This is a genomic window from Kribbella catacumbae DSM 19601 (genome assembly GCF_000372465.1).
Taxonomy (GTDB): domain Bacteria; phylum Actinomycetota; class Actinomycetes; order Propionibacteriales; family Kribbellaceae; genus Kribbella; species Kribbella catacumbae.
In genome coordinates this window covers 39,405-61,707 of the sequence record NZ_AQUZ01000021.1, presented here as the reverse complement: position 1 = coordinate 61,707, position 22,303 = coordinate 39,405, and the positions used below count along the sequence as shown (strand labels likewise).

General features: G+C 67.2%; 22 protein-coding genes and 3 tRNA genes. 12 read left to right on the top strand and 13 right to left on the bottom strand.

What is annotated here, in order from left to right; translation table 11 throughout:
• The first annotated feature begins 12 nt into the window (after window positions 1-12).
• From A3ES_RS0121870 to A3ES_RS47955, 8 genes are all read left to right on the top strand, one after another.
• Window positions 13-2,262 (top strand): ATP-binding protein, encoded by a 2,250-nt coding sequence (locus A3ES_RS0121870; RefSeq protein WP_020388980.1) that lies wholly within the window; start codon window positions 13-15, stop codon window positions 2,260-2,262.
• A gap of 246 nt (window positions 2,263-2,508) precedes the next feature.
• Entirely contained in the window at window positions 2,509-2,769 is a 261-nt protein-coding gene (locus tag A3ES_RS47965; RefSeq protein WP_020388979.1) for a hypothetical protein, read from the top strand.
• 20 nt (window positions 2,770-2,789) lie between these two features.
• Window positions 2,790-3,071 (top strand): hypothetical protein, encoded by a 282-nt coding sequence (locus tag A3ES_RS0121860; protein ID WP_020388978.1) that lies wholly within the window; start codon window positions 2,790-2,792, stop codon window positions 3,069-3,071.
• Window positions 3,071-3,511 (top strand): RRQRL motif-containing zinc-binding protein, encoded by a 441-nt coding sequence (locus tag A3ES_RS0121855; RefSeq protein ID WP_237745019.1) that lies wholly within the window; start codon window positions 3,071-3,073, stop codon window positions 3,509-3,511. Before A3ES_RS0121860 ends, A3ES_RS0121855 begins: the two co-directional genes overlap by 1 nt.
• Before the next feature lie 25 nt (window positions 3,512-3,536).
• The gene (locus A3ES_RS0121850) at window positions 3,537-4,415 is read left to right on the top strand and encodes a bifunctional DNA primase/polymerase (RefSeq protein WP_020388976.1); all 879 of its coding nucleotides are present in this window, start codon (window positions 3,537-3,539) and stop codon (window positions 4,413-4,415) included.
• The gene (locus A3ES_RS0121845; protein WP_020388975.1) at window positions 4,412-5,722 is read left to right on the top strand and encodes a DUF3631 domain-containing protein; all 1,311 of its coding nucleotides are present in this window, start codon (window positions 4,412-4,414) and stop codon (window positions 5,720-5,722) included. The genes A3ES_RS0121850 and A3ES_RS0121845 overlap by 4 nt, the downstream gene beginning before the upstream one ends.
• Before the next feature lie 32 nt (window positions 5,723-5,754).
• On the top strand, window positions 5,755-5,961 hold the full coding sequence (locus A3ES_RS47960) for a helix-turn-helix domain-containing protein (protein WP_020388974.1): 207 nt from the start codon (window positions 5,755-5,757) through the stop codon (window positions 5,959-5,961).
• Window positions 5,958-7,169, top strand: coding sequence for a tyrosine-type recombinase/integrase (locus tag A3ES_RS47955; protein WP_020388973.1), 1,212 nt, complete (start codon window positions 5,958-5,960; stop codon window positions 7,167-7,169). The genes A3ES_RS47960 and A3ES_RS47955 overlap by 4 nt, the downstream gene beginning before the upstream one ends.
• A 74-nt stretch (window positions 7,170-7,243) precedes the next feature.
• Here the strand turns inward: A3ES_RS47955 and A3ES_RS0121830 are convergent.
• The 4 genes from A3ES_RS0121830 to A3ES_RS51445 form a co-directional block, all read right to left on the bottom strand.
• Window positions 7,244-7,316: transfer RNA gene (locus A3ES_RS0121830), tRNA-Phe, on the bottom strand.
• A 48-nt stretch (window positions 7,317-7,364) separates the two neighbouring features.
• Window positions 7,365-7,441: transfer RNA gene (locus A3ES_RS0121825), tRNA-Asp, on the bottom strand.
• 59 nt (window positions 7,442-7,500) lie between these two features.
• Window positions 7,501-7,573 (bottom strand) — tRNA-Glu (locus A3ES_RS0121820).
• Between the two features lie 214 nt (window positions 7,574-7,787).
• Window positions 7,788-8,969, bottom strand: coding sequence for a neutral zinc metallopeptidase (locus A3ES_RS51445; RefSeq protein WP_157630662.1), 1,182 nt, complete (start codon window positions 8,967-8,969; stop codon window positions 7,788-7,790).
• A 215-nt stretch (window positions 8,970-9,184) separates the two neighbouring features.
• Between A3ES_RS51445 and A3ES_RS0121810 the strand changes: the two genes are divergently transcribed.
• On the top strand, window positions 9,185-9,535 hold the full coding sequence (locus tag A3ES_RS0121810) for a metallopeptidase family protein (RefSeq protein WP_020388971.1): 351 nt from the start codon (window positions 9,185-9,187) through the stop codon (window positions 9,533-9,535).
• Window positions 9,536-9,621: 86 nt separating this feature from the next.
• Here A3ES_RS0121810 and A3ES_RS0121805 read toward each other — a convergent pair whose 3' ends face one another.
• From A3ES_RS0121805 to A3ES_RS0121775, 7 genes are all read right to left on the bottom strand, one after another.
• Window positions 9,622-10,350, bottom strand: coding sequence for a polyprenol monophosphomannose synthase (locus tag A3ES_RS0121805; protein ID WP_020388970.1), 729 nt, complete (start codon window positions 10,348-10,350; stop codon window positions 9,622-9,624).
• Window positions 10,351-10,580: 230 nt separating this feature from the next.
• Window positions 10,581-11,165 (bottom strand): D-sedoheptulose-7-phosphate isomerase, encoded by a 585-nt coding sequence (locus tag A3ES_RS0121800; protein WP_020388969.1) that lies wholly within the window; start codon window positions 11,163-11,165, stop codon window positions 10,581-10,583.
• Between the two features lie 22 nt (window positions 11,166-11,187).
• Entirely contained in the window at window positions 11,188-12,225 is a 1,038-nt protein-coding gene (locus A3ES_RS0121795) for a LacI family DNA-binding transcriptional regulator (protein ID WP_040455214.1), read from the bottom strand.
• 31 nt (window positions 12,226-12,256) lie between these two features.
• A complete protein-coding gene (locus tag A3ES_RS0121790; RefSeq protein ID WP_040455212.1) occupies window positions 12,257-14,092 on the bottom strand; it encodes a CheR family methyltransferase in 1,836 nt (611 codons plus the stop codon).
• A 9-nt stretch (window positions 14,093-14,101) separates the two neighbouring features.
• Window positions 14,102-14,893: an ATP-binding protein gene (locus A3ES_RS0121785; RefSeq protein WP_020388966.1), complete on the bottom strand. Its 792-nt coding sequence runs from the start codon at window positions 14,891-14,893 to the stop codon at window positions 14,102-14,104.
• Window positions 14,890-15,786 (bottom strand): chemotaxis protein CheB, encoded by an 897-nt coding sequence (locus A3ES_RS0121780; protein WP_026163093.1) that lies wholly within the window; start codon window positions 15,784-15,786, stop codon window positions 14,890-14,892. Before A3ES_RS0121780 ends, A3ES_RS0121785 begins: the two co-directional genes overlap by 4 nt.
• 38 nt (window positions 15,787-15,824) lie before the next feature.
• Window positions 15,825-16,202 (bottom strand): STAS domain-containing protein, encoded by a 378-nt coding sequence (locus tag A3ES_RS0121775; protein WP_020388964.1) that lies wholly within the window; start codon window positions 16,200-16,202, stop codon window positions 15,825-15,827.
• A gap of 203 nt (window positions 16,203-16,405) precedes the next feature.
• Here A3ES_RS0121775 and A3ES_RS0121770 point away from each other — a divergent pair, with 203 nt between their 5' ends.
• Together A3ES_RS0121770 and A3ES_RS0121765 are read left to right on the top strand one after the other, a co-directional pair.
• Complete coding sequence (locus A3ES_RS0121770; protein WP_026163092.1) at window positions 16,406-17,149, top strand: SDR family oxidoreductase; 744 nt, start codon at window positions 16,406-16,408, stop codon at window positions 17,147-17,149.
• Complete coding sequence (locus tag A3ES_RS0121765; protein WP_337587770.1) at window positions 17,101-17,883, top strand: DNA alkylation repair protein; 783 nt, start codon at window positions 17,101-17,103, stop codon at window positions 17,881-17,883. Before A3ES_RS0121770 ends, A3ES_RS0121765 begins: the two co-directional genes overlap by 49 nt.
• Here the strand turns inward: A3ES_RS0121765 and A3ES_RS47945 are convergent.
• Window positions 17,810-18,673, bottom strand: a complete 864-nt coding sequence (locus A3ES_RS47945; RefSeq protein ID WP_083933590.1) for a CPBP family glutamic-type intramembrane protease — start codon at window positions 18,671-18,673, stop codon at window positions 17,810-17,812. The genes A3ES_RS0121765 and A3ES_RS47945 overlap by 74 nt on opposite strands.
• A gap of 117 nt (window positions 18,674-18,790) precedes the next feature.
• On the opposite strand from A3ES_RS47945, the gene A3ES_RS0121755 reads away from it, so the two are divergent.
• Window positions 18,791-20,800 carry a neutral/alkaline ceramidase gene (locus tag A3ES_RS0121755; RefSeq protein ID WP_020388960.1) on the top strand — a complete coding sequence of 670 codons (2,010 nt, stop codon included), beginning with the start codon at window positions 18,791-18,793 and terminating at the stop codon, window positions 20,798-20,800.
• Here the strand turns inward: A3ES_RS0121755 and A3ES_RS0121750 are convergent.
• Window positions 20,787-22,289 (bottom strand): DHA2 family efflux MFS transporter permease subunit, encoded by a 1,503-nt coding sequence (locus A3ES_RS0121750; protein WP_020388959.1) that lies wholly within the window; start codon window positions 22,287-22,289, stop codon window positions 20,787-20,789. The genes A3ES_RS0121755 and A3ES_RS0121750 overlap by 14 nt on opposite strands.
• Window positions 22,290-22,303: the final 14 nt, after the last annotated feature.

Sequence of the window (22,303 nt, the reverse complement as noted above, 5' to 3'; positions counted from 1 at the left end):
AGGAGCTGGCTGATGAGCAACGTGCACAAGCTTCACAACGACGAAGAATCCAATCAGGCAACGGATCTGGGCATTGTCCACGAGCCCGCCGAGCGGATCGACCCCGCCACCGCTGATGCCGACGTGATCGACGGCGAGGTGATCGAAGGGGAGGTGCTGTCCGAGGAGGAGTCGGCCGCGCTGGATGCCCGCTTGGAGACGCGCGGCGCGCTGGTGTTGCGGCGGGCGGTGACCGGCACGCAGGTGGCTAAGCGGGCGGTGGTGAAGGTGTCCACCCACGATCGGACGAAGACGGCGAGCAAGGTGGTGCTGCGGGAGTCGTTCACTGTCGTGCAGGGTGTGGAGTCGTGGGCGAAGCGGTTGTGGGATGCCTCGACTATGGGCACCTATCGGCGCCAGATCAAGGCGGCTGAAGCGGTCGGCGACCGCGAGGAGTTGAAGGAGTGGACCGACCGCAAGGCGATGGCCACCGAACGGCGCCATCGCCGGTTGATGGATCTGCCGAAGCTCGCGTGGGGTGTGCTCAAGGTCGGTATCGCTGCGGTGGTGGGTGTTCCGCTGCTGGTGCTCGTGATCGCGGTCCTCACCAAGGTCACCGGCAACGGGTCGTTCACCGGCGTATGGCTCGGGTTCTTCGGGATCATCGGGTTCACGATCGCTGCGGTCGCGTTCGTGTGGGGACTGTTCAGCATCGCGCTGCCGTTCCTGCTGGTGCTGGCCGCCTGGCGCGAAGGCAAACGCCGCGCTGAACCACCGCGCTGGCTGGTCACGACCGCCGATGCTGACATGGATGTTGCGATCGATGAAACCACGATCGCGAAGGCGCTGGAGGCGCTGCGCATCCCGGCCATTACCCAGTACCTGAAAGCCGGACTCAAGTTGCAGTTCATCACCCCCGCCCGGGTCGATGGGCGCGGCACGCACGCCGTGGTCCGGCTGCCTGCCGGTGTCACGGCGGAGAAGATCGCGCGGCGCCGTGGTGACCTGGCCACTGGTCTGCACCGGGCGGCTAAGGAGGTGTGGCCGACCACTGGCAGCGAGGCCGGGATCATGGATCTGTGGATCGCTGACAAGGGCGCGCTCGCTGAAGGTGCGGGCCAGTATCCGTTGCTGAGCGGTGGTCTGGTGGACGTGTTCAAGGGTGTGCCGGTCGGGAAGACGTTGCGTGGTGACGCGATGCTTGCGCCGATCCCTGAGCGGAACACGATGACGGGCGGTATGCCGGGTCAGGGCAAGTCGGCATCGGCGCGAGCGATCATGGCCGGTTGCGCGCTCGACCCGACCGCTGAGTTGCGGATCTGGGTGCCGGACACGAACTTCGACTTCGAGGTGTTCAAGCCGCGGTGCGCGTCCTACGTGATGGGCGCCGACGACGAGTCCATGAAAGCCATCCTTGACCAGCTCGTGAACGTTCATGAAGAGGTTCAGCGACGCGGACAGTTGCTGATCGACTTCGAGGTCCCGGCCGTCACCCGTGAACTCGCCTCAGCCGGTGTGGGGCTGCACCCGCTGATCTGCCTGCTCGAAGAGGCACACGTAGCGATCACCCACGAGACCTACGGCAAGGAGATCGCCAAGCTCCTCGTGGAGATCGTGAAGCTTGGCCGCAAGCGCGCGATTCACATGATCATCTCCACCCAGGCACCCACGCGGGATTCGATGCCGCGCGACGTGACGCGGAACTGCTCGAACGGCATCGCGTTCGCGGTCGGTGACCACGTCGCCAACGACGCGCTGCTTGGTCAGGGCGCTTATGCGGCAGGGCATCGGGCGACTGAGCTGATCCCCGGCACCGATCGCGGCACGGCCGTGGTCAAGGGCTTCAACGGCGAGCGGTCCGAGATCTTGCAGTGGTACTACCTCGACGTGTCCAAGGGCAACGATCAGGTCACCCCGATCATCAAGCGGAGCTTGGAGGCGATCGCCAAGCTCGGCAAGCCAGCGCCCGACTCCCGCCCGGTCGAGATCGTGACCCGCGACCTGCTTGCCGACCTGGACGAGGTGCTCGGCGACGACCCGGTCAACGTCGCCAACGTGCCCGCCCTGCTTAAGCGGCTCGCGCCGAGCTGGCCGCCGTACCAGTCGCTGACCGGCAAGGCGCTGCGTGAGCTGCTGGAAGCCGAGCACGGCATCAAGGTCCCATCGACCGGGAACCGCTACCCGATCGATCCGGCTACCGTCCGTAGCGCGATCGTGCGGCGGCAGCAGGACGCCGAGAGTGGGAACGACGATGCCGGCAACGCGGATCCGCTCGCGAGTTAACCCGGGTCACGGGGTCGGAGATCGCCTGAAACCGGCTCTGACCAGCGTATCTCCGGCCCCGGTTAACTCGCCTCACTCGCTAACTTTCCGCAGGTCAGAGCCACATTAGCCCCCGTTGAGCCGGTGAGTTACAGACCTAACCCGATCACCGGCAGCTAACTGACCCAACCCAACCGAACCCGACGACACCGCCAGGTGCTCGCCGTGGCCCGTCACACCCACTCTCGACTACAGAAAGTGACAGAGATGTCTGAGTCTGTACCGCCGCTCCTCGCGCTCGTCACCGCCGGATCGGTGCTCCTGCTCGCCTCGCTTGCCGTCGTTCTGGTGGCGCTCTACCTGGCCGGTTGCCGGATCTGGCCGTATGCCAACTGCCCGCGCTGCACCGGCTCCGGCAAGTCCGGCTCACCCACCCGCAAGTCGTTCCGCAACTGCCCTCGCTGCAAAGGCACCGGCCGCCGCATCCGGCTCGGCCGACGCCTACTTGACCGACACAGCAACCGCTGACCGAAGGAGCAACGCCCACCATGGCCACCACCCCACACAAGCCCGTTGCCAAGAGCAACCGCAAGCGCTCAGCCCTCCGCGATGCGTTCGCCGCCGACCTCACCGAGCTCAAGACCACCGTGGACGAACGGCGCGAATCCGGCTCGCACGAAACCCGCACACGATCGACCAGCCGCGACGAGTACAACGAAGCCCTGGCCGATCTCAACCGGTACTCCTCCGAGAACGAAACCACCGAAGCACAAGCCGCACGAGACCGGTTCGACCGCGCCGCCGCCAAGCGCCATTGGTGGAACCGCTGATGACCACACCGCTGATGGACAAGGCAAGTCTGCACCCGGCCGCGTCGCGCTGGATCACCTTGTGGAACGGCCAGCAGGCCATCGGCTGGGACCACCACGGGACACCAGTCTTCCGGTTCAAGTGGGCACCGGCCGGGCTCGCCACCCGCCGCCAGCTCCGCGCCATGCGGATGTGCCCGGGCGGGCAGGAACCCTACGCGTTGCTGGTGTGGCGCAACGGGCAGCGCTGGGCCTGGCTGTACCGGCTCGACCTCGCCCGCCCGTCGCGGGTGCCGTCACCGGCTCAGCTCAACGCCTTGGACAAGGCCATGGAAGCGCGACGCCGCTGCAAGCTCTGCGGCCAGGTAGCCGCGTACTGCATCCCCACCAGCGATGGCCGCTGTGTCGAGTGCATGACCGGCGACTACCGCAACGCCACATCCAACTCCTACGCCGCCTGAAATCCCTCGAGGGGAGATCACACCGATGAACGACATCCTGACCGCTGCACTCGCCGCCGCTGGACATGGCTGGCCGGTGTTCATGCTGGCCCGGTCCAAGCGTCCCGTTGCCAACTGCGCCGCCTGCCGCACCGCCACCGACCATGACCCGACGACCTGCGGACACCTGACCTGCCACGGCTTTTACGCCGCTTCGACCGATCCGCACCGCATCACAGCGATTATTGCCGCTGTCCCGTACGGACAGCTCGCCGTCCGCACCGGCTCTGTGTCCGGGCTCCTGGTGGTCGATGTTGATCCGGCGCACGGCGGAACGGCGAGCATGACCCAGCTCGTGGCGGAAGGGCTGTTGCCGCGCACGCTGCGGGTTGTCACCGGCTCTGGTGGACAGCACCTGTACTACCGCCACCCCAGCCAGCACATGCCGTCACGCCCCATGCCAAGACGGCCGGGGATCGACATCAAAGCCGATGGCGGTTACGTCGTCTTGCCACCGTCGATCCATCACCGCACCGGGCTGCCGTACCGATGGGCGACCAACAGCGGGGCCGACGTGATGGAGGTGCCCCCCGCTCTCATCGCCGCCTGCCTGCCCCCTATGCCGGCCGAATCGTCCACCCCGCAAACCAGCCCAGCCACAACAGAACCGGGCGGGGGCATCTCCCACCCGGACAAGCTCCTAGACGCCCACCTGGACGCCGTACGCCGCGCACCCAAAGGCAGGCGCCGCACCACCTTGTACGGCGCCGCTAGAGGCGTTGCGCGGATGGTCGCGGCCGGAGTCATCGAACAGGCCGACGCCGTCACCGCGCTGACCTACGTGGGACACCAAGCCGCCCAAACCGACCGGGACATCAGGGCCGCCATCGCTGGCGGTTTCCGTGACGAAGGGATTGCCGCATGACCAGCTCGACCGAGACCACAGCCGAGCCGATCGATGGCGCGGAGCTGCTGGACGACGTGGCCGCGACCATCACCCGCTACGTCATCCTGCCCAGTACGTCCGCGCTGACGGCGGTTGTGTTGTGGGTCGCTGCGACGCACGCCGTACCGGCCTGGAACTGCGCCCCGCGGTTGGTGATCCGGGCACCGGAACGGCGCTGCGGGAAGTCGCGGCTGCTGGACACCGTCGAGGGCATGTCACACCGGCCGCTGATGACCGTCAACGCATCCCCGTCAGCCGTCTACAGATCCATCGGCGTCGCGCCGAGTGATCCGCCGACCCTGCTGATCGATGAGGCCGACACCATCTTTGGCCCCAAGGCAGGCGACAACGAAGACCTACGCGGCCTGCTCAACGCCGGTCACCAGCGCGGCCGCCCGGCACTGCGCTACGACGCCGGTTCACGGTCGGTGGAGAAGATCCCAACGTTCGCCATGGCCGCACTCGCGGGCATCGGCGCGATGCCAGACACGATCGAGGACCGGGCAGCCGTCATCCGCATGCGTCGCAGGGCGCCCGGTGAGCAGGTCGCGCCGTACCGCGTCGGCCGCGACGGGCCCGAGCTGGACGCGCTACGGCAACGGCTCAACCAGTGGCTCAGCCCTCACATTGAGATGCTGCGGAACGCGACCCCGGACATGCCGCTGGAAGACCGCGCTGCTGACACCTGGGAACCGATGATTGCCGTTGCCGACCTCGCGGGCGGCCAATGGCCCCGGGCAGCCCGGAAAGCGGCTGTGGCACTCACCAGCGACCGCGACGCCGGTGACGAGACTTCGATTCCGACCCGGCTGCTGGCCGACTGCCGGACAGTCTTCCAAGACGCCGACGCGCTGCCAACCCAAGACCTGCTGACCCGGCTCAAGGCGCTCAGCGAGAGCCCTTGGGCAACGATCGGCAAAGACGGACTCAGCGGGATGAAGCTCGGCAACCTGCTGCGCGATTTCGAGATCCGCAGCGACACCATCCGCTTCCAGACCGGGCAAGCCAAGGGCTACTACCGCAGCGATTTCGCCGACGCCTGGAACCGCTACTGCCCCGAGCCAAAACCAGCCGGTGGGGAAGCCGTACCAGCCGTACCAGCCGTAACTTCCCAGGTCAGCCCCGAAGAGGCTTCCACCACCGGTACGGCTCAAGCCGTACCAACCAACCAAGCCTCCTCGACCCTGACCTGCGAAGACGAGGCTGGTACGGCTGGTACGCCTTGGGTCCCCAGAGCTGTTCCCGACTTGATCGACAACACCCACCCGAACCGCGAAACCGCATGAGCACGCCCAGACAGGACGGAGCTGTACCTCAGATGAGCATGGTTCAGATCGCTGACGCGGACCGGCTGTTGATCACTACGGACGACGCTGCCGCACGGCTGGGCATTCACCGCTCGACTCTCTATGACCTGATCCGCAGCCGGAAGCTGAAGACCGTGAAGATCGGTGCTCGGCGGTTGGTGCGGGTCTCGGCTCTGGAGGAAGCAATTCAACTGCTGGAAGAGGAGACCGCAGCATGAAGGCCGCGAACGGTGACGGATCGATCTACTACCGCGCCAGCAAGGACCGGTGGTACGGCGCGGCCTACGTGCTGCAAGCCGATGGGACGACCGCCCGGAAGGAGGTTTCATCCAAGGACCGTGACGTGGTGGTTCAGAAGCTCCGGAAACTGCAAACGGACTCGGACCAGGGAATCCCGGCTGAGGCGACGAACTGGCAAGTGGAAGCATTCCTTCGGTATTGGCTGGAGCACATCTTGAAGCCTGCGAAGAAGCCGAAGACCTACCAGGGGTACGAGTTGGTCGCGCGGGTGCATCTCATTCCCGACATCGGCAAGAAGAAGCTGCACAAGCTCACCGGTGCCGATGTCCGGCTGTTCATGAAGCGCCTACGGAACACCTGTCTTTGCTGCAAGCACGGGTACGACGCAAGGCGGGGCGATAAGGCGAAGTGCTGTGCGGTTGGTCAGTGCTGTGAGCGCCATCCTTCAGACCGGCTAGTGGAGCAAGTCCACGCCGTTCTTCGGAACGCCTTGCAAGCCGCTGTGCGAGAGGAAGTCCTACAGCGGAACGTGGCCAAGCTGGTACAGGTCCAAGGCGCGCAGTACGACGTCAACCGAGGCGCAACCGAGGAACAGGCTCGGCTGTTGCTCAAGGCGGCTAAGCCGACGCGGCTCTACGCGCTGTACGTCATGGCGCTCTACATGGGACTGCGGCGCGGCGAGCTACTCGGCCTTAGGTGGGCGGACATCGACCAGGTGGAGAAGACCCTCGAAGTTCGCAGGACGCTGCAACGGGTTGATGGCGCATTGCAGGCGGTGACACCGAAGACCAAGAAATCGAAGAGGACCGTGCCGCTGATCAAGGTGTGTCTTGAAGCACTCGCGAGCCACAAGCGTCAGCAGGCGAAGGAACGGCTGTTGGCCGGCGCGAAGTGGGTCGATACGGGCTACGTGTTCACGACCGAGATCGGAACGCCGATCGAGCCGGACAACCTCCGGCGTACTTGGTACCCGATCCGGAACGCGGCGGGGGTAGGGGAGATGCGCTTCCACGACCTGCGGCACTCGTGTGTGACTTTGCTCCTGCGGCTGAAAGTGCCGCCGCACATCGTGCAGGCAATCGTCGGGCACGCTGACGTACAGGTGACGATGGCGGTCTATGCCCATGCATCGCTGGAGGACCAGCGGAAGGCGCTGGAACAGCTAGAGGAGATGGTTGCCGGATAGGCGTTGCGGTACTGGTTGCGGTAGTCGCGGGGGAGTCGGCGGATCTCGGATCGAGATCCACGCTCAAGATTGGGTGGTCAGGGGCGGTCTCGAACCGCCGACCTTCCGCTTTTCAGGCGGACGCTCTACCAGCTGAGCTACCTGACCGGGAGAGATCAATGGCGGCGGTGTGTGAACACTCCGCCGCCACTCTCCTGGCGACCCAGACGGGACTCGAACCCGCGACCTCCGCCGTGACAGGGCGGCACGCTAACCAACTGCGCTACTGGGCCAGATTGCTCGACGATGCTACACCATCCTTCGAGCCTTGCTGACATCGGTCTTTCGACCGTATCCCCAACGGGATTCGAACCCGCGTTACCGCCTTGAAAGGGCAGCGTCCTAGGCCACTAGACGATGGGGACTCGGACCGCGGGAGCCGAAGCTCCTTGGGACAGCCGTAAGCATAGAGGAGAGCGGGCCGAGGTCCAAAACGAGTTCCTGGGAAGGCCATCCAACGGCCCCAGGAGGGTTTCCAGATAGGCCCATCCGGTGGCTCCCAGAAGGCCCGTCCAGCGCCTCCGTAGAGGGACACGTGGTGCGGGGTCCGAGGCGCACCACGTGTCCGGGTCACGAGGGTCAGCCGGCGTCCGGTGCGACCAATACCGGGAGTACCTGCTCGAAGCGCTGGGCGAAGGGCTTCGACGGGAGGATGTGGCCCTGGACCCGGGCGGTGTCGGCGAGGCTGAAGCCCCAGAGGGCGGCGCGGGTGCGCTGGTTCGGCGTGCCGTGGTGGCCTGGCTCTGAGAAGCCGCAGTCGCCGATCTGGGCGAACATCTGGGTGAAGTGCTGCACCCGTTGCCACTTCATGTTCTCGCCGCGCACATGGGTCAGGAAGTACGCGCTGAACGCGTCCGCCATCAGCTCCGTACGCCGGGTCGCCTCGGGCGCCGGCAGCGTCGAGGTGAACAGCCCCTGCTCGAACTGGATGTGGTGACCGAACTCATGCCCGATGATCGCCTGGCTGGTCACGTCGCCGAGCCCGACCAGCCCGAAGCCGTCCTGGACGCCGTCGCCCATCACGATCCGGTCCGGCACCAGTCCGACGCCCGGCATCGGCACTCCCTCGAGGCTGTTCGCGTAGGCGTTGAAGGTGAAGATCGGGTGGTCGCCGTACTTCGTCGCCGCGGTGTCGAGTTGCGTCGCGATGAACGCCGCGGTGTTCGCCGACAGGTCGGCGGGCTGGCCGTACAGGGTGGTGAACACCTTCGTCACGCGCGGCTGGTCCAGCAGCATCCGGCCGTGGGCGGGCACCAGTTCGATGTCTTCCGACTTGATGTCCCAGAACATCTTCAGGGTCTTGAAGGCCTCCGTCGCCTTCTTGCTGTAGGCGCCCGTCGCGCCGAACGTGTACGGGCCGGGCGTCGACAGGTACGTCGCCTCGGTCATCGGGATGTCGAACAGGAGCGCGTACAGGGCGGCGAGCCGCTGCTCGAAGGTCCAGTCCGCGACGCCGACGGAGATCGCGTCGACGACCGGCGGGGGTGCGGTCGGGCACTCGTGCTGCGTGGGATCGATCACATCCAGTACTGCGGCCCGCAGCGGGCTGTCGTCGAGCCCGAGCCGGGTGCGGGTCGCCTCGGCCGCCTCGCGGGCGGCGGGCAGCCCGGCGAGGAGCTGCTCGACGATCGGCTGAGGCGAAGACGCGGTGGCGACAGTGGCGGTAGCAGCCGGCGCGGCGAGGGCGGGCACGGCGACCGCGGTGGGGAGGAGGAGCGTGGCGGTGGCGGCGACCGCCAACCACATGGTGCGCTTTCTCATACGGAGCTCTCCTGGGACTGGGGACGGAGGAAACCGGCCGCCGGGACACGACCGATTGGCCGTCAGTTCAGCAGGAGGGAGCGCGTACTACGAGGTGCTGCGATGTCGGAAACCGGCATGGCAGAAACCTGAAGGCTCAACGGCTACCCACCGCTCAACGGCGTCACGGCCGGCGATCAGCCGCGCGGGCTGGGGCGCATCATTAGGCTGGCACCGTGATCGAGATGAGCCGGGCTGATTTCGAGGTGCTGGTGTCCGAGGCGCTGGATCAGGTGCCGCCTGAGCTGGCCGCGCTGATCGACAATGTGGCGGTGTTCGTCGAGGACGACGCGCCGCCGAGCGACCCGCACCTGCTCGGCATCTACGAGGGCATCCCGCTGACCGAGCGCGGGCACTACTACGGCGGTGTGCTGCCCGACCGGATCACCGTCTACCGCAACCCGACGCTGCAGATCTGCGAGACGGTCGAGGACGTCGTCGACGAGGTGAACATCACCGTGGTGCACGAGATCGCGCACCACTTCGGCATCGACGACTCCCGCCTCCACCAACTCGGCTACGGCTAACCGGTACGCCGCTACGCGGGCTGGGCAAGGCGCAAAAGCGCGCCGCTCGGCGTGCTGCGTGCCGAGCGGCGGGGGAGTGCATCGGGTCAGGAGCGCTTGAAGAGGAGCTTCCAGGGCATCAGGGCCGACTCGAGCTGGACCTTGAGGCTCATCTTCGACGCGCCTACCGTCCTCTCCTCGAAGCGGATCGGTACCTCGGCGATTCGGCGGCCCTGCCGCACCGCCCGGTAGTTCATCTCGACCTGGAACGAGTACCCGTTGCTCTGGATGGTCGCCACGTCGATCGCCCGCAGGGTGTCGGCCTTCCACGCCTTGAAGCCGGCCGTGGCGTCCTTCACGTGCAGCCGCAGGATGGTGTTCACGTAGATGTTCGCGAACGCCGACAGCAGTCGCCGGTGCCAGGCCCACTCGGCCGCGGCGGATCCGCCTTCGACGTACCGGGAGCCGATCACCACGGCGGCGTCGGTGGTCCGCAGGGTGTCGACCATGATCGGGATCACCGAGGCGGGGTGGGACAGGTCGGCGTCCATCTGGATGATGATGTCGGCGTTCTCGTCCAGCGCGCGGCTGATCCCGGCGATGTAGGCGCGGCCGAGGCCGTCCTTCGCGGTTCGGTGCAGGACCGAGACCTCTTCGGGCGAGGCCTTCGCCAGGTCGTCGGCGACGTCGCCGGTACCGTCGGGGGAGTTGTCGTCGACCACCAGCATCTGCAGCCCGGGCAGCTTCAGGTCGGACAGCAGCGCCGCCAGAACGGGCAGGTTCTCCCGCTCGTTGTAAGTCGGCACCACCACGATGATCTTGGCGCTCTCAGCCATTCTCATTCCTTCGTCAAAGCTTTCACGGGTCACAGGACGCTATCGCATCAACTGTCCCCGAGCCGCTTTGGTGACGTGATCCAAGGTTGCAACTTGTCCCGACCGACAGGACATAGTCATGCCCGAGCCGAGAGCTCACGCTCAGAGCCGGCCCGGCAGACCCCGAAATCGGCACTATGTCCTGTCGGTCGGGACGGGCGAGCCGGGTGAGACCCGGCTCGCCCAGGCGGTCAGTAGGCGGCTGCCCACTGGTCGACGATTTCGCTGACCATGTGCAGGGCCAGCAGGTGCATCTCCTGGATCCTGGCGGTCTCGTCGGCCGGTACGACGATCGCCAGGTCGGCCGCTGCCGCCAGGCCGATCCCGCGCCGGGAGGTGAAGGCCACCGAGCAGGCCCCGGCCGAACGCGCCGCGGCGAGCCCCTTCACCACCGTCGGTGAGGTCCCGGAGGTACTGAAGCCGACCACCATGTCGGCCGGCCGGACCAGCGCCTGGACCTGCCGGGAGAACACTTCGTCATAGGAGTAGTCGTTGGCGATGCAGCTGGTCACGGCCGCGTCGCCGACCAGGGCCACGGCGGGCAGCGGCCGCCGTTCCCTCAGATAACGGCCGATGAGTTCACCGACCAGGTGTTGTGCGTCGGCAGCGGATCCACCGTTGCCGTAGGTGTAGAGCACCCCGCCCGAGTCGAGTCGGCGGATGAGCTCGTCGGCGACCGCTTGGATCGCCTCCAGCTGGCTGTGCATCGCATAGGCGACCTCGGTGTGACGCTCGAGCTGCCTGGCGATGACCCGGTCTACATGTACTTGTGTCATGTGCCGGTGGTACGCCAGAAATTCAGTTTCTGGGAGCGGGTCCGGTAGATCCGCGGACAACAAGACGTGGCGTCACCCGGACAATTCGCCGCCGGGCAGGCAATTCATCCCTGATTCGGGCCAGCAATAGTTGCGCAGAGCTACGACCCAGATCCACTGTGTGCTGATCCACGGTGGTTATGGCCGGTTGGACCAGTGACATCCACGGCACGTCGTCGTACGCGGCGAGGCTGATTTTGTTCGGTATCCGGAGCCTTCGGTGCTTCAGTTCGGCCAGGGCGCCCTGCGCCAGCACGTTGTTCGCCGACAGGATCGCGGTCACGTCGTGCTCGTTGAGCAGTTCGCGGGTGGTCTCGCGAGCCGCCTCGGCGTCGAAGCTGGTGTAGACGATCAGGTCCTCGTCCAGCTCCAGGCCGGCATCCTCGTACGCCGCCCGGAATCCGGCGAGCCGGCCCGCTCCGGTGGACCATTTCGTCTCATCGATCAAGAGCCCGATCCGCTCGTGGCCGAAGCCGAGCAGGTGTTCGGTCAGCTCGCGGGCACCCGCTTTGTTGTCACTCAGTACTGCGTCGCCGCCGCGGCCGAGCTGCCGGTCGGCGGAGACCACGTGGATCCCGTTGTCCTGCAGCATCTTCGGGCAGGCGGCCGCGACCGGAGTCACGATCACCCCGGCGACCTGCATCGCCAGCAGCGTCTCCGCCGCGTGCATCTCCTCTTCCGGGTCGCCGTTGTCGTTCACCAGGATCATCTGGTAGCCCTCGGACCTGAGCACCTCCTCGACCCCGGCGGCCAGATCGGCGTAGAACGGGTTGCGCAGGTCGGAGATCAGTACGCCGATCGCGGTCGACGTCCGGCTGCGCAGGTTGCGGGCCATGTGGTTCGGCACGTAGCCGAGCCGCTGGGCGGCCGCCTGGACGCGTTCGCGGACCTCCGGCGAGGCGTAGCCCCGGGTGTGCAGGGCACGCGACACGGTCGACGGCGAGACGCCGGCCTCCCGGGCAACGTCCTGCACGGTCGGCCGACTCTGCTGCTTCCTGGAATCGACGCTCACACGCGTCATCGTAGGGCCCAAAGCCCCCAACACCGCGGACTTAGTGCCGTTCGACCGGCTCCATCGTCAGCAGAACACCTCGTTGCTGCCCGTCCGGGCCCCTCAACGCGCTGCAGAGCAGCCGGACCACGATTGCCCGTCCACGCCGGTTCACGGCGTCCAGGCGGGTCTCGCTGGCGCCGGCCGGATCGCTGAGCGCGGCTCGTACCAGCGGGCGCAGTACGTCGGCAGGCAGCCCGACATCGAGGTTGAGCAGGTGCTGCCCCTCGGCCTCGTCGCCGCGCACGCCCCACAGCTCCTGGGCGGCCGCGTTCCAGGCCAGGATCCGCATCTCCAGGTCGACGACGATCACCCCGGCGGTGAAGGCGGACAGCACCGACTCGAGGAAGTCGTTCACGTCGTTCAGCTCGGTACTGCGCTCGCGGACCGCCTCGTTGATGATCTGCAGCTCGTCGTTGGCCGACTGCAGCTCCTCGTTCATCGTCTCGAGTTCCTCGTTGGTGGACTGCAGTTCCTCGTTGGTGGTCTCGAGCTCCTCCACCGTCGACTGGAGCTCCTCGTTGGTCGTCTCCAGCTCTTCGTTGGTGGACTGCAGTTCCGCGTTGGTCGCCTCCAGTTGCCGGCCGGACCGCTCGACCTCCTGCCGCAGTGCCCTGGTCGCGGTGACGTCGTGGAACACCACCGAGACGCCGAGCAGCACCGAGGAGTCCAGGACCGGGGTGAGATGAACCTCGAACCAGTGCGTGACGCCACCGGCCCGGCCGAACTCGACCTCGGAGACCCGGATCGGCTTCTGCTCGGCGATCACCTGGTCGAGGTGGCTGCGCAGGGCGAGTGGCTGGTACGAGACCTCCAGCTCGCGGATCGGCCGGCCGAGGTCGCGGCGGCTCAGCCCGAACAGGCTGGCGGCCTGGTCGCTCTGCATCACGAGCGTGTCGTCGAGGCCGACGACCAGCTGGGCGATCGGGCTGGCCGCGAGCGAGAGCTCCCGGAGCCGGTCGGTGACCGGCCCGTCGGCCGGTGGCGGCAGCGGGCGGCGGCCGGACGTCATAGACCGGTCGGCCACCCGGCGGAAGATCCGTTGCTTGAGGTCGATCGGCTCGAACATCCGGCTCCGGCCCAGCAGCATCTCCGCCCGGCCCAGGAAGAGCACCCCACGAGGTACCAGGGCGAAGTGGAAGCGGTTCAGCACCCGCTGCTGGGTCTCGGCGTTGAAGTACATCAACGTGTTGCGGCACAGCAGCAGATCGACTCGCGAGATGGGCGCGTCCTGGACCAGGTCGTTGCGCCCGAAGATCACCGTCCGCCGCAGGTCGGGGGTGAAGACGTAACGGTCGCCGCGCTTCTCGAAGTACTTCGTCCGGAGCTCGTCCGGCACACCCTCGAGCTCGGCCTCCTGGTACGCCGCGTGCCGGGCCTGGCTCAGTGCGTCGTCGTCGATGTCGGTGGCATAGATCTTCACCTGCTGGAGATAGGCGTCGGGGCCCAGCTCCTCGGCCAGCAGCATCGCCAGCGAGTACGCCTCCTGGCCGGACGAGCAGCCCGTACTCCAGACCCGCAGCGGGTCGCCCGGGCTGCGTTCGGCGAGCAGGCCGGGCACGACCTCGGTCCGCAGCCGGTCCCAGGCTTCCGGGTCGCGGAAGAAGCCGGTGACGTTGATCAGGATGGTGTTGAACAGCGCGGTGAACTCGGCCGCGTCGACCTGCAGCAGGTCCAGGTAGTCGTGGAAGCTGTCGATCCCGGCCTGACTCATCCGGTGCGTGATCCGGCGGGCCAGCCCGGTCCGCTTGTAGCCGCCGAAGTCGAAGCCCCGGGACTCGCGCAGGTAGTCGAGCAGGGCTTCGAGTTCGTCACCGGCCACGCTGGGGTTCGTCACGTCGCCACGCTACTTGCCGTTCCGCCACCCGTTGTTGATCGCCGCTCGTGCGCTCGGCGTCGTCACCCGGATCGTCGCCCAGACGATCTTGCCGCCGCTGATCGTCGGGTTGGCACCCCACGCGGTCGACAGAGCCCTGACGATGCCCAGTCCACGGCCGTTCTCGGCCCAGTCCTCGGTCGGTGGCCGGACCGGGAAGGTCGGGCTGTCGTCGCTGATCGCCACGGTCAGCAGTTGCCTGCGCAGTTCCAGCCGCAGTACCGCGTCTGTCCGCGCGTGCCGCACCACGTTGGCGGTGAGCTCCGAGACGATCGCCACCGCATCCTCCGCGATGTCCTCGCAGCGCCACAGCTCGCAGGTGGCCGCGACGTACCGTCTGGCCACTCCAGGGCTGCTCGGTTCGGGCGCCAGCCTCAGCCGGGTCAGTTGCCGGACCGGTGGATTGTTCATCGAGGCCAGTGCCGACGCGAGGTTGTCGAACACGGGGATGAACCGGGCCACCGCGGCCGTATGAAGCTGCAGCTGGTGGTCGTGATGGCGGCTGGTGACCAGGATCAGCGGAATCCCGGACCATTCCGCGGTCTGCCGGGCCACCGTGGTGAAGACGCTGAGTGTGTGCGCCTTGGCCAGCAGGAGGTCGTGCAGCAGCACGACGACCGCGGCCGGCTGCTCCGCCAGTTGCTTGGTGAGGAAGGTCCGCAGTTGCGGTGCGGTCGCGACGTCCAGCACGCCGGACGGGCTGACCACCACGGCCTGGCCGATGGTCTGTACGCCGATCCGAAGGCGAGCGGCTCGACTCATCGCGATTCCCCTGTCCTCGGCGTCCTGGCTTCCGACTGCCCGACCGTCAGCCGTGATCGCAACAACTCGGCGGCCTTGCCGGTCTCCTCGGCCGACTGGGTGTACCGCCGGGCCAGTCCCCAGTTGCCGCGGTTGTCCGCCGAGGCGGCCATCCGCCGCGCCAGAGCCGCCTTGTCGTCGAGAGTCCGTACTGCGATCCACAGCGCGGCCCGCAGCTCCTGATCGGCCAGTTCGAGCTGATCAGGACCGGCGCACCCAGGCTCGTGGTCCGACGAATGGACAGTCTTCCCACAATCGGGACAGGCCGAACCGCTCGGCCCGGCCAGGATCCCGGCCAGTCGCCGGCCGATGGCCGCGGCCGGGAGCACGTGATCGACCAGGACGTTGGACAGCGCGCTGTCCGGCATCCCCCGGTACGCCGCTTCGTCGGGCCGCTGCACGATGGTCAGCCCACCGCGAGCCTTGATCGCGACGAGTCCGGCGGTCCCGTCGTCCAGAGCCCCGGACAAGACGATCCCCGTGACTGCCGGGCCGCGGGATCGGGCAGCGGACCGGAACAGCGCGTCCACCGCCGGCCGATGACCGTTCTCCGGCGGCTCGTCGGACAACAGCATGCAGCCGTCGTCGACCAGCAGATGGTGGTCGGGAGGCGCGACGTAGACGTGGCCGGGCTCGATCTCCGCACCGTGCTCGGCCACTGTGGTCGGCAACACGCAGGTGGCGCCCAGGATGCCGGCCAGTGCGCTCGTGCCGCCGGGCGGCAGATGCAGTACGACCAGGACACCGGCCGGCAGATTCGCCGGCAAGCCGGACACCAGGCTCCGCAGTGCCTCGACGCCGCCGGCGGAAGCACCGACCACGACCAGGTCGCGGAGCATGCCCGGTGGGCTCATCGCCGGTCGCCGACTGACTTCGTCACCCAGGCCCCGCCCTACCGGAGGGCCTCGTCGACGGAAGCGAAGATCCGGAACTCGCGCCCGAGCCCGGTAATGGTCAGCGGACGGTCCACCGGACGGCCCACCCCGACCAGTGCGAGATCGATGCCATGTTGCCCGGCCAACTGCCGGGCCTCGACCAGGTTGCCCAGGCCGGCCGAGCTGCAGAACGTCACCGCGGACACGTCGATCAGCACCAGCCGGGCCGGCGGCGCGATCGCGGCGCGGATGGATTCGGCGGCGAAGTCCGTGGTGGCGATGTCGATCTCACCGGACAACCGGACCACCAGGACGCCGGGCTGAAGCTCCTCGGTGACTGCGCCGAACGTGGTCCGGATCATCTCGCCGTCACCGGCATCGGGCTGGCTCGTCACGCTGTCTCTCCCCCGGGTGCCCCCGTGACGCCGGTCGGTCCTGACGTGGTGGAAAACAGCCCTGGTGTCACCGTATGCCTGAACGCCGCGAGGTCACAACGGTTGCCTGTCCGCGGCCCCCGGAGCGAAACCTCTCGACGAGCTGTTCGATGAACCCGGAAATCAAGCATGATGAGGACGCGTCGACTGCTGGAGGAGATCAGATGGGCGTGCTGACCGGCAAGGGTGCACTGGTGACAGGCGGTTCCCGCGGGATCGGTGCGGCGATCGTCCGCCGCCTCGCCGCGGACGGTGCAGCGGTCACCTTCACCTATGCCTCCAACGCGGCAGCGGCCGAGGCGGTGGTCGGTGAGGTGAAGGCCGGCGGAGGCCAGGCGGTCGCAGTACAGGCTGATCAGGCGGATCTGTCGACGCTCGACGAGGTCTTCGCCCTCGCTGCCGAGCCGGCTGATGGGCTCGACATCCTGGTTTGCAACGCGGCGTCCGCGATGGTGACGCCGATCGCTGACGTGACCGAAGCGGCGTACGACGAACTCATGGCCGCCAACGTGAAGGGCCCCTTCTTCGCCTTGCAGAAGGCAGGCTCGGTACTGCGTGACGGCGGTCGCGTGATCAACCTGTCGACGCTCAACACCGCTGTGCCCGGCCCCGGCATCTCCCTGTACGCCGCTAGCAAGGCCTCGCTGGAGCAGTTCGCCGCCGTTGCCGCCCGTGAGCTCGGCCCGCGCGGCATCACCGTCAACTGCGTGTCGCCGGGTGCCACCGAAACGGACATGTTCCGCGACTCGAACCCGCCCGAGGCGGCAGGCGCGGTCGTCGGCCTGACCGCGCTCGGCCGCGTCGGCCAGCCGGCCGACATCGCGGACGTGGTCGCGTTCCTGGCCGGCCCGGACAGCCGCTGGATCACGGGCCAGAACCTGCGGGTCACCGGAGGGCTGCTGATCTGAGCACGATCGACGAGCTGCTCCGGGAGATCGACGAGGCGGCGGACCCCAAGATCGCTGAGACGCTCGCGCGCTACTTCCAGGTCAAACCGGGCGGTTACGGCGAGGGCGACCTGATCATCGGCGTCAAGCTCTCCACCTTGCGCGTCCTGCTGAAGCCCTACCTTCGGGCGGACCTGCCGCTGCCGGCCGTCGAGGAGGCGCTGGCCAGCCCGATCCATGAGCACCGGCTGGCAATCCTCTGTCTGCTGGCGGATCGTGCCGCCCGCGCCCTCAAACCCCGTACTGCGAACGCCGCGGAGCTCGCCGCGATCTATGAGCTGTACCTGCGCAATACGCAGTACATCGACAACTGGGATCTCGTCGACTGCAGCGCGCCGCAGGTCGTCGGCGGCCAGCTGCTCGAGCTGCCCCGCGATCCGCTCTACAAGCTGATTGCCTCCAGCAACCTTTGGGAACGCCGGATCGCCTTGGTCGCCACCTACCAGCTGATCCGGGCCGGTGAGACCGACGACACCTTCGCATTGGCGGCACTGGTGCTGGATGACCAGGAAGACCTGATCCACAAGGCCTCCGGCTGGATGTTGCGTGAAGCCGGAAAGCACACGGCGCCGGATGAACTGCTCGCCTTCCTGGACACTCACGCGCCCCGGATGCCCCGAACTATGCTCCGGTACTCGCTCGAGCGCCTCCCCGCCGCAACCCGGAAGCATTACCTGAGCCTGCCCCGCGGTTGATGACGAACCGGTAGATGATTGCTGCTAGCAACAGATAACCGGGGACCAGCAGGATGACGTCGGGGCTGGTCAGTTCGGCGGACCAGCCGGAGTCGCGGTCGTCGCCAAGCAGGGTGAGACGGTTGACGGTGAGGAAGGTCAGGTGCGTCGCGATACCGGCGTACAGGGAGCCGGTGGAGGTACGGGCGGCGATCAGGGTGAAGCCGAAGATGGTCAGCAGGATGAAGTAGCCGACGGGGTCCTCGCCGGACGGAGCCAGGCTGGGGGTCGGTGAGGAGACGCCGATCAGACGGCTGAGCAGGAACTGGATCACGGTGGAGAGTCCGGGCACCAGCAAGAACAGGAACGTGGTGCCGACGGCGGTGAGCCAGGGGCGGTGGGCGGCGCGCAAGGTCGTGTAGGTGTGGCCGCGCAACGTCAGTTCCTCGGGGAAGGCCTCGAGCAGCACCGCGATCACACCGTTGGTCAGAAGGAAGAGGAGTACGGCGCTCAGCTCCAGTGGGCCCCACTCGATCCAGCCCAGCGCAGTACCGCCGCCGAGCATCACCACGGCGCTGCCGCCCGTCACGGCCACGCCGATGAGGAACGGGCGTAGTCCGCCGGTCAGGCCCAGTTGCGAGCGTCGGCGCCAGGGACGGATCAGCAGGACTGCGATCGCCGTGCAGAGCAAAGCCGGCAGCAGGCGTTCCAGCCAGGTGGGAGCGTCGGAGAGCGCGGTCGAGGCGGTCCCGGCCGCGCCAAGCGCCAGTGCCATCGCGAGAGCGCCGAAAGCGGCTCTTAGCCAAATCATGCATACGATCGTACAGCACGACTGTGTTAAATCACTAGGTCTTCACAGTCCGCAAGCGAGTCAGTACTCTCCGGTAAAGATGAATTTGACTCAGCTTTTAGCCGTAGAGGAGACGTCATGCGCCGCCGCCCCCGCCCGCTCGTCGCCGTACTCGCCGTAGCTCTCGTCGCCATCAGTCTGAGTGTCAACCGGACCTCGGCGCAGGCCGTCGATTCGCAGTACCTGGTCGGACGCGGGATCTCCGACGTCACCGGCCCGGCTGCCGAGAACGGGATGATGGGCTACTCGAAGTTCGGCCAGAACACGACTGGCCTTCATCAACGGCTGCGAGCCAGAGCCTTCGTCACCGTCGAGCAGGCGACCGGCCAGCGCGTCGCCTACGTGAACGCGGATCTCGGGATGATCTTCCAGGCCCAGCGAGATGCCGTCCTGGCCAAACTGCAGGCGAAGTACGGCAGCCTGTACTCCGAACGCAACTTGTTGCTCTCGGCAACTCATACCCACTCGGGCCCCGGCGGTCAGTCGCACCACCTGGCCTACAACCTGTCGATCCTCGGCTTCCAGAAGCAGGCCTTCGACGCGACTGTCGACGGCATCGTCGAGGCGATCACCGAGGCGCACCAGAACCTTGCCCCCGGCACCATCAGCCTTGGTCGTTCCACGTTGACCAATGCCAGCGTCAACCGTTCGCGAGTCGCCTTCGACCAGAATCCGGCCGCCGACCGCGCCGCCTTCCCGCAGGCGATCGACCCGGCCGTGACCGTACTGCGCTTCCAGCAGGGCGGCAACGACGTCGGCGCGATCAGCTGGTTCGCTACCCACGCGACCTCGATCACCAACGAGAACACGCTGATCAGCCCTGACAACAAGGGGTACGCGGCGTATCGCTGGGAGCACGACCACAAGGGTGTCCGGTACCTCGACGAGAGCCAGGGGTTCGTTGCCGCGTTCCCCAATACCAATGCCGGCGACATGTCGCCCAACCTCAATCTCAAGCCTGGTTCCGGTCCGACCGAGAACCCGCTGCTGAACGAGCAGATCCTCGGTGACCGCCAGCAGCAGGCGGCCGAGCAGGCCTACAACGGGCCGCGGGCAACGATCACGGGCAGCATCGATGCCCGGATGCGATTTGTCGACATGTCGGCTGTTCAGGTCGACCCGAAGTACACGCCCGACGGTGAGCCGCATCGCACCTGTCCCGGTGTGGTCGGCGTCTCGACGCTGGCCGGCAGTGTCGAGGACGGCCCGGGGATCGCGGTCATCCCCGAAGGTGTGACGAACCCGTTCTTCGAGCTGCTGAAGCCGTTCAAGGTCGACGTGCCGCCGTGGCTGATCAGTTGCCAGTCGCCCAAGCTGGCCGCAGTACCGACGGGACAGTTGCAGGCGACGCCGGACATCGTACCGATCCAGCTCGTGAAGCTCGGCCAGTTCTACCTGGTCGCGGTGCCCGGTGAGGTGACGATCGTGGCCGGGCTGCGGCTTCGGCGTACGGTGGCGGCGGAGCTCGGCGTTCCGCTCGAGAACGTGCTGATCCAGGGTTATGCCAACGCCTACAGCCAGTACGTGACGACGCCGGAGGAGTACCAGCTGCAGCAGTACGAAGGCGGCTCGACGTTGTTCGGCAAGTACACGCTCCCGGCGTACCAGCAGGAGTTCGCCGGCCTGGCGAAGGCATTGAAGGCCGGTACGCCGGTCGCGGTGGGAACGCATCCGCCCAAGCCCGCCACCGCCGAGCTGAATCTGCAGACCGGTGTGGTGTTCGACAGTCCGCCGCCGTTCAAGTCCTTTGGCCAGGTGCTGACTGACGCGGCGCCGCAGTACCAGCGTGGGGCTACTGTCTCAGTGGCGTTCGTGACCGGCCATCCGAAGAACAACTTGCACCGCAACGGCACGTTCCTCGAGGTCCAGCGACAGGTTGGTGGCCAATGGCAACGAGTTGCCGACGACGGTGACTGGGATACCACCTATCGCTGGGAGCGCACCGGCATCGCGGACTCGAAGGCGACGATCACCTGGAAGGCGACCCAGGCCGGCACCTACCGGATCATCCACCGCGGCGACTCGAAGGCCCTGAACGGCACGATCACGCCATTCACCGGCACCTCGCGCACCTTCACCGTGACGTAGACGCAGTACTGGGGCAGTTCGACAGCGGCGGCGACTCCAGTGCGCAGTGCCGGTGATAAACGTGCGGGCGCTCGCCCGGCTTCTGCGGAGCCGGGCCGAGCGTCACCCAAGCCAGTACTGCGCCCGCAACGGCCAGGCCGGCCGAGATCCACATCGCCATCTGGAAGCCATCGCTGAAGGCGGCGGGATCCCGGTAGGAGTCGCCGGTGATGCCCGCGGCCAGCGGGATCGCGGCGACCGCCATCAACTGGGCGGAGCGGGCGACGGCGTTGTTGACCCCGGAGGCGACTCCGGCGTGGTGGTCCTCGACCGAGGACAGCACGGTGGCTGTCAGGGGAGCCACCGTGCACACCAGGCCGATCCCCAGCACGACGACGGACGGCAGGATGGCGGTGAGGTACTTCGCGCCGGGCTCGACGTTCATCATCAGCAGGAAGCCGCCGGCCATGAAGAGCGGGCCGACCGTCATCGGGATGCGGGCACCGATCCGCTCCGACAAGGAGCCCGCGTAGCCCGAGAGGGTCAGCATCAGCAGAGTCATCGGCAACAGTGCGGCGCCGGCGGTCAGAGCTTCGTACCCGAGTGCCGTCTGCAGGTAGACGACCAAGAGGAACGTGGCCGTGCCCAGGGCGCCGTACACGACGACGGTCACCAGGTTGGCGCCGGTGAACCGAAGACTGGTGAAGATCCCCGGCGGCAGGATCGGGTGCGAGCTGCGACGCTCGACCTCCACGAAGGCCGCGAGCCCGAGGACGCCGATCACCAGCGACGTCAGCACCAGCGCATCGCCGAACCCACGGTCCCCGGCGCTGATCAGGCCGAAGGTCAAGCCGGCCAGTCCGGTCGTCGCCAGGACGGCGCCGGCCACGTCGAGCTTGCCGGACATCGTCTCGTCGCGCGTCTCCGGCACGTGCCGCAGGGTGACCAGGACGGTGACCGCCGCGATCGGCAGGTTGATCACGAAGATCAGCCGCCAGGAGCCGTTGTCCACCAGGGTGCCGCCGACGAAAGGCCCGACCGCCGCGGCCACCGAGGTGAGTCCCGACCACATGCCGACCGCTTTGGCGCGATCCGACGGCCGGAAGGCCGTCTGCAGGATCGCGAGGCTGCCAGGTGTGAGCAGAGCGCCGCCGATCCCTTGCAGGACACGGCCGGCGATCATTACCTCGAGATTCGGCGCCACCGCGCAGACCAGCGACGCCAGCGCGAACCAGATGACGCCGGCGATGAAGGTCCGCCGCCGGCCCAGCCGGTCACCGAGCGATCCGCTCAACAGGATCAGCGAAGCCAGCATCAGCATGTAGCCGTTGACGATCCACTGCAGGCCAGCGATGTCGGCGCCCAGGTCCTCACCCATCGCGGGCAGCGCGACGTTGACGACCGTGCCGTCCAGGAACGCCATCCCCGAACCGAGCGCGGTGGCGGCCAGCACCCAGCGGGCCCGGGCGGTACCGAAAGCGATCCGATCGTCAGGCTGTGTGTCGACCATGAGCTCAGCCTAAG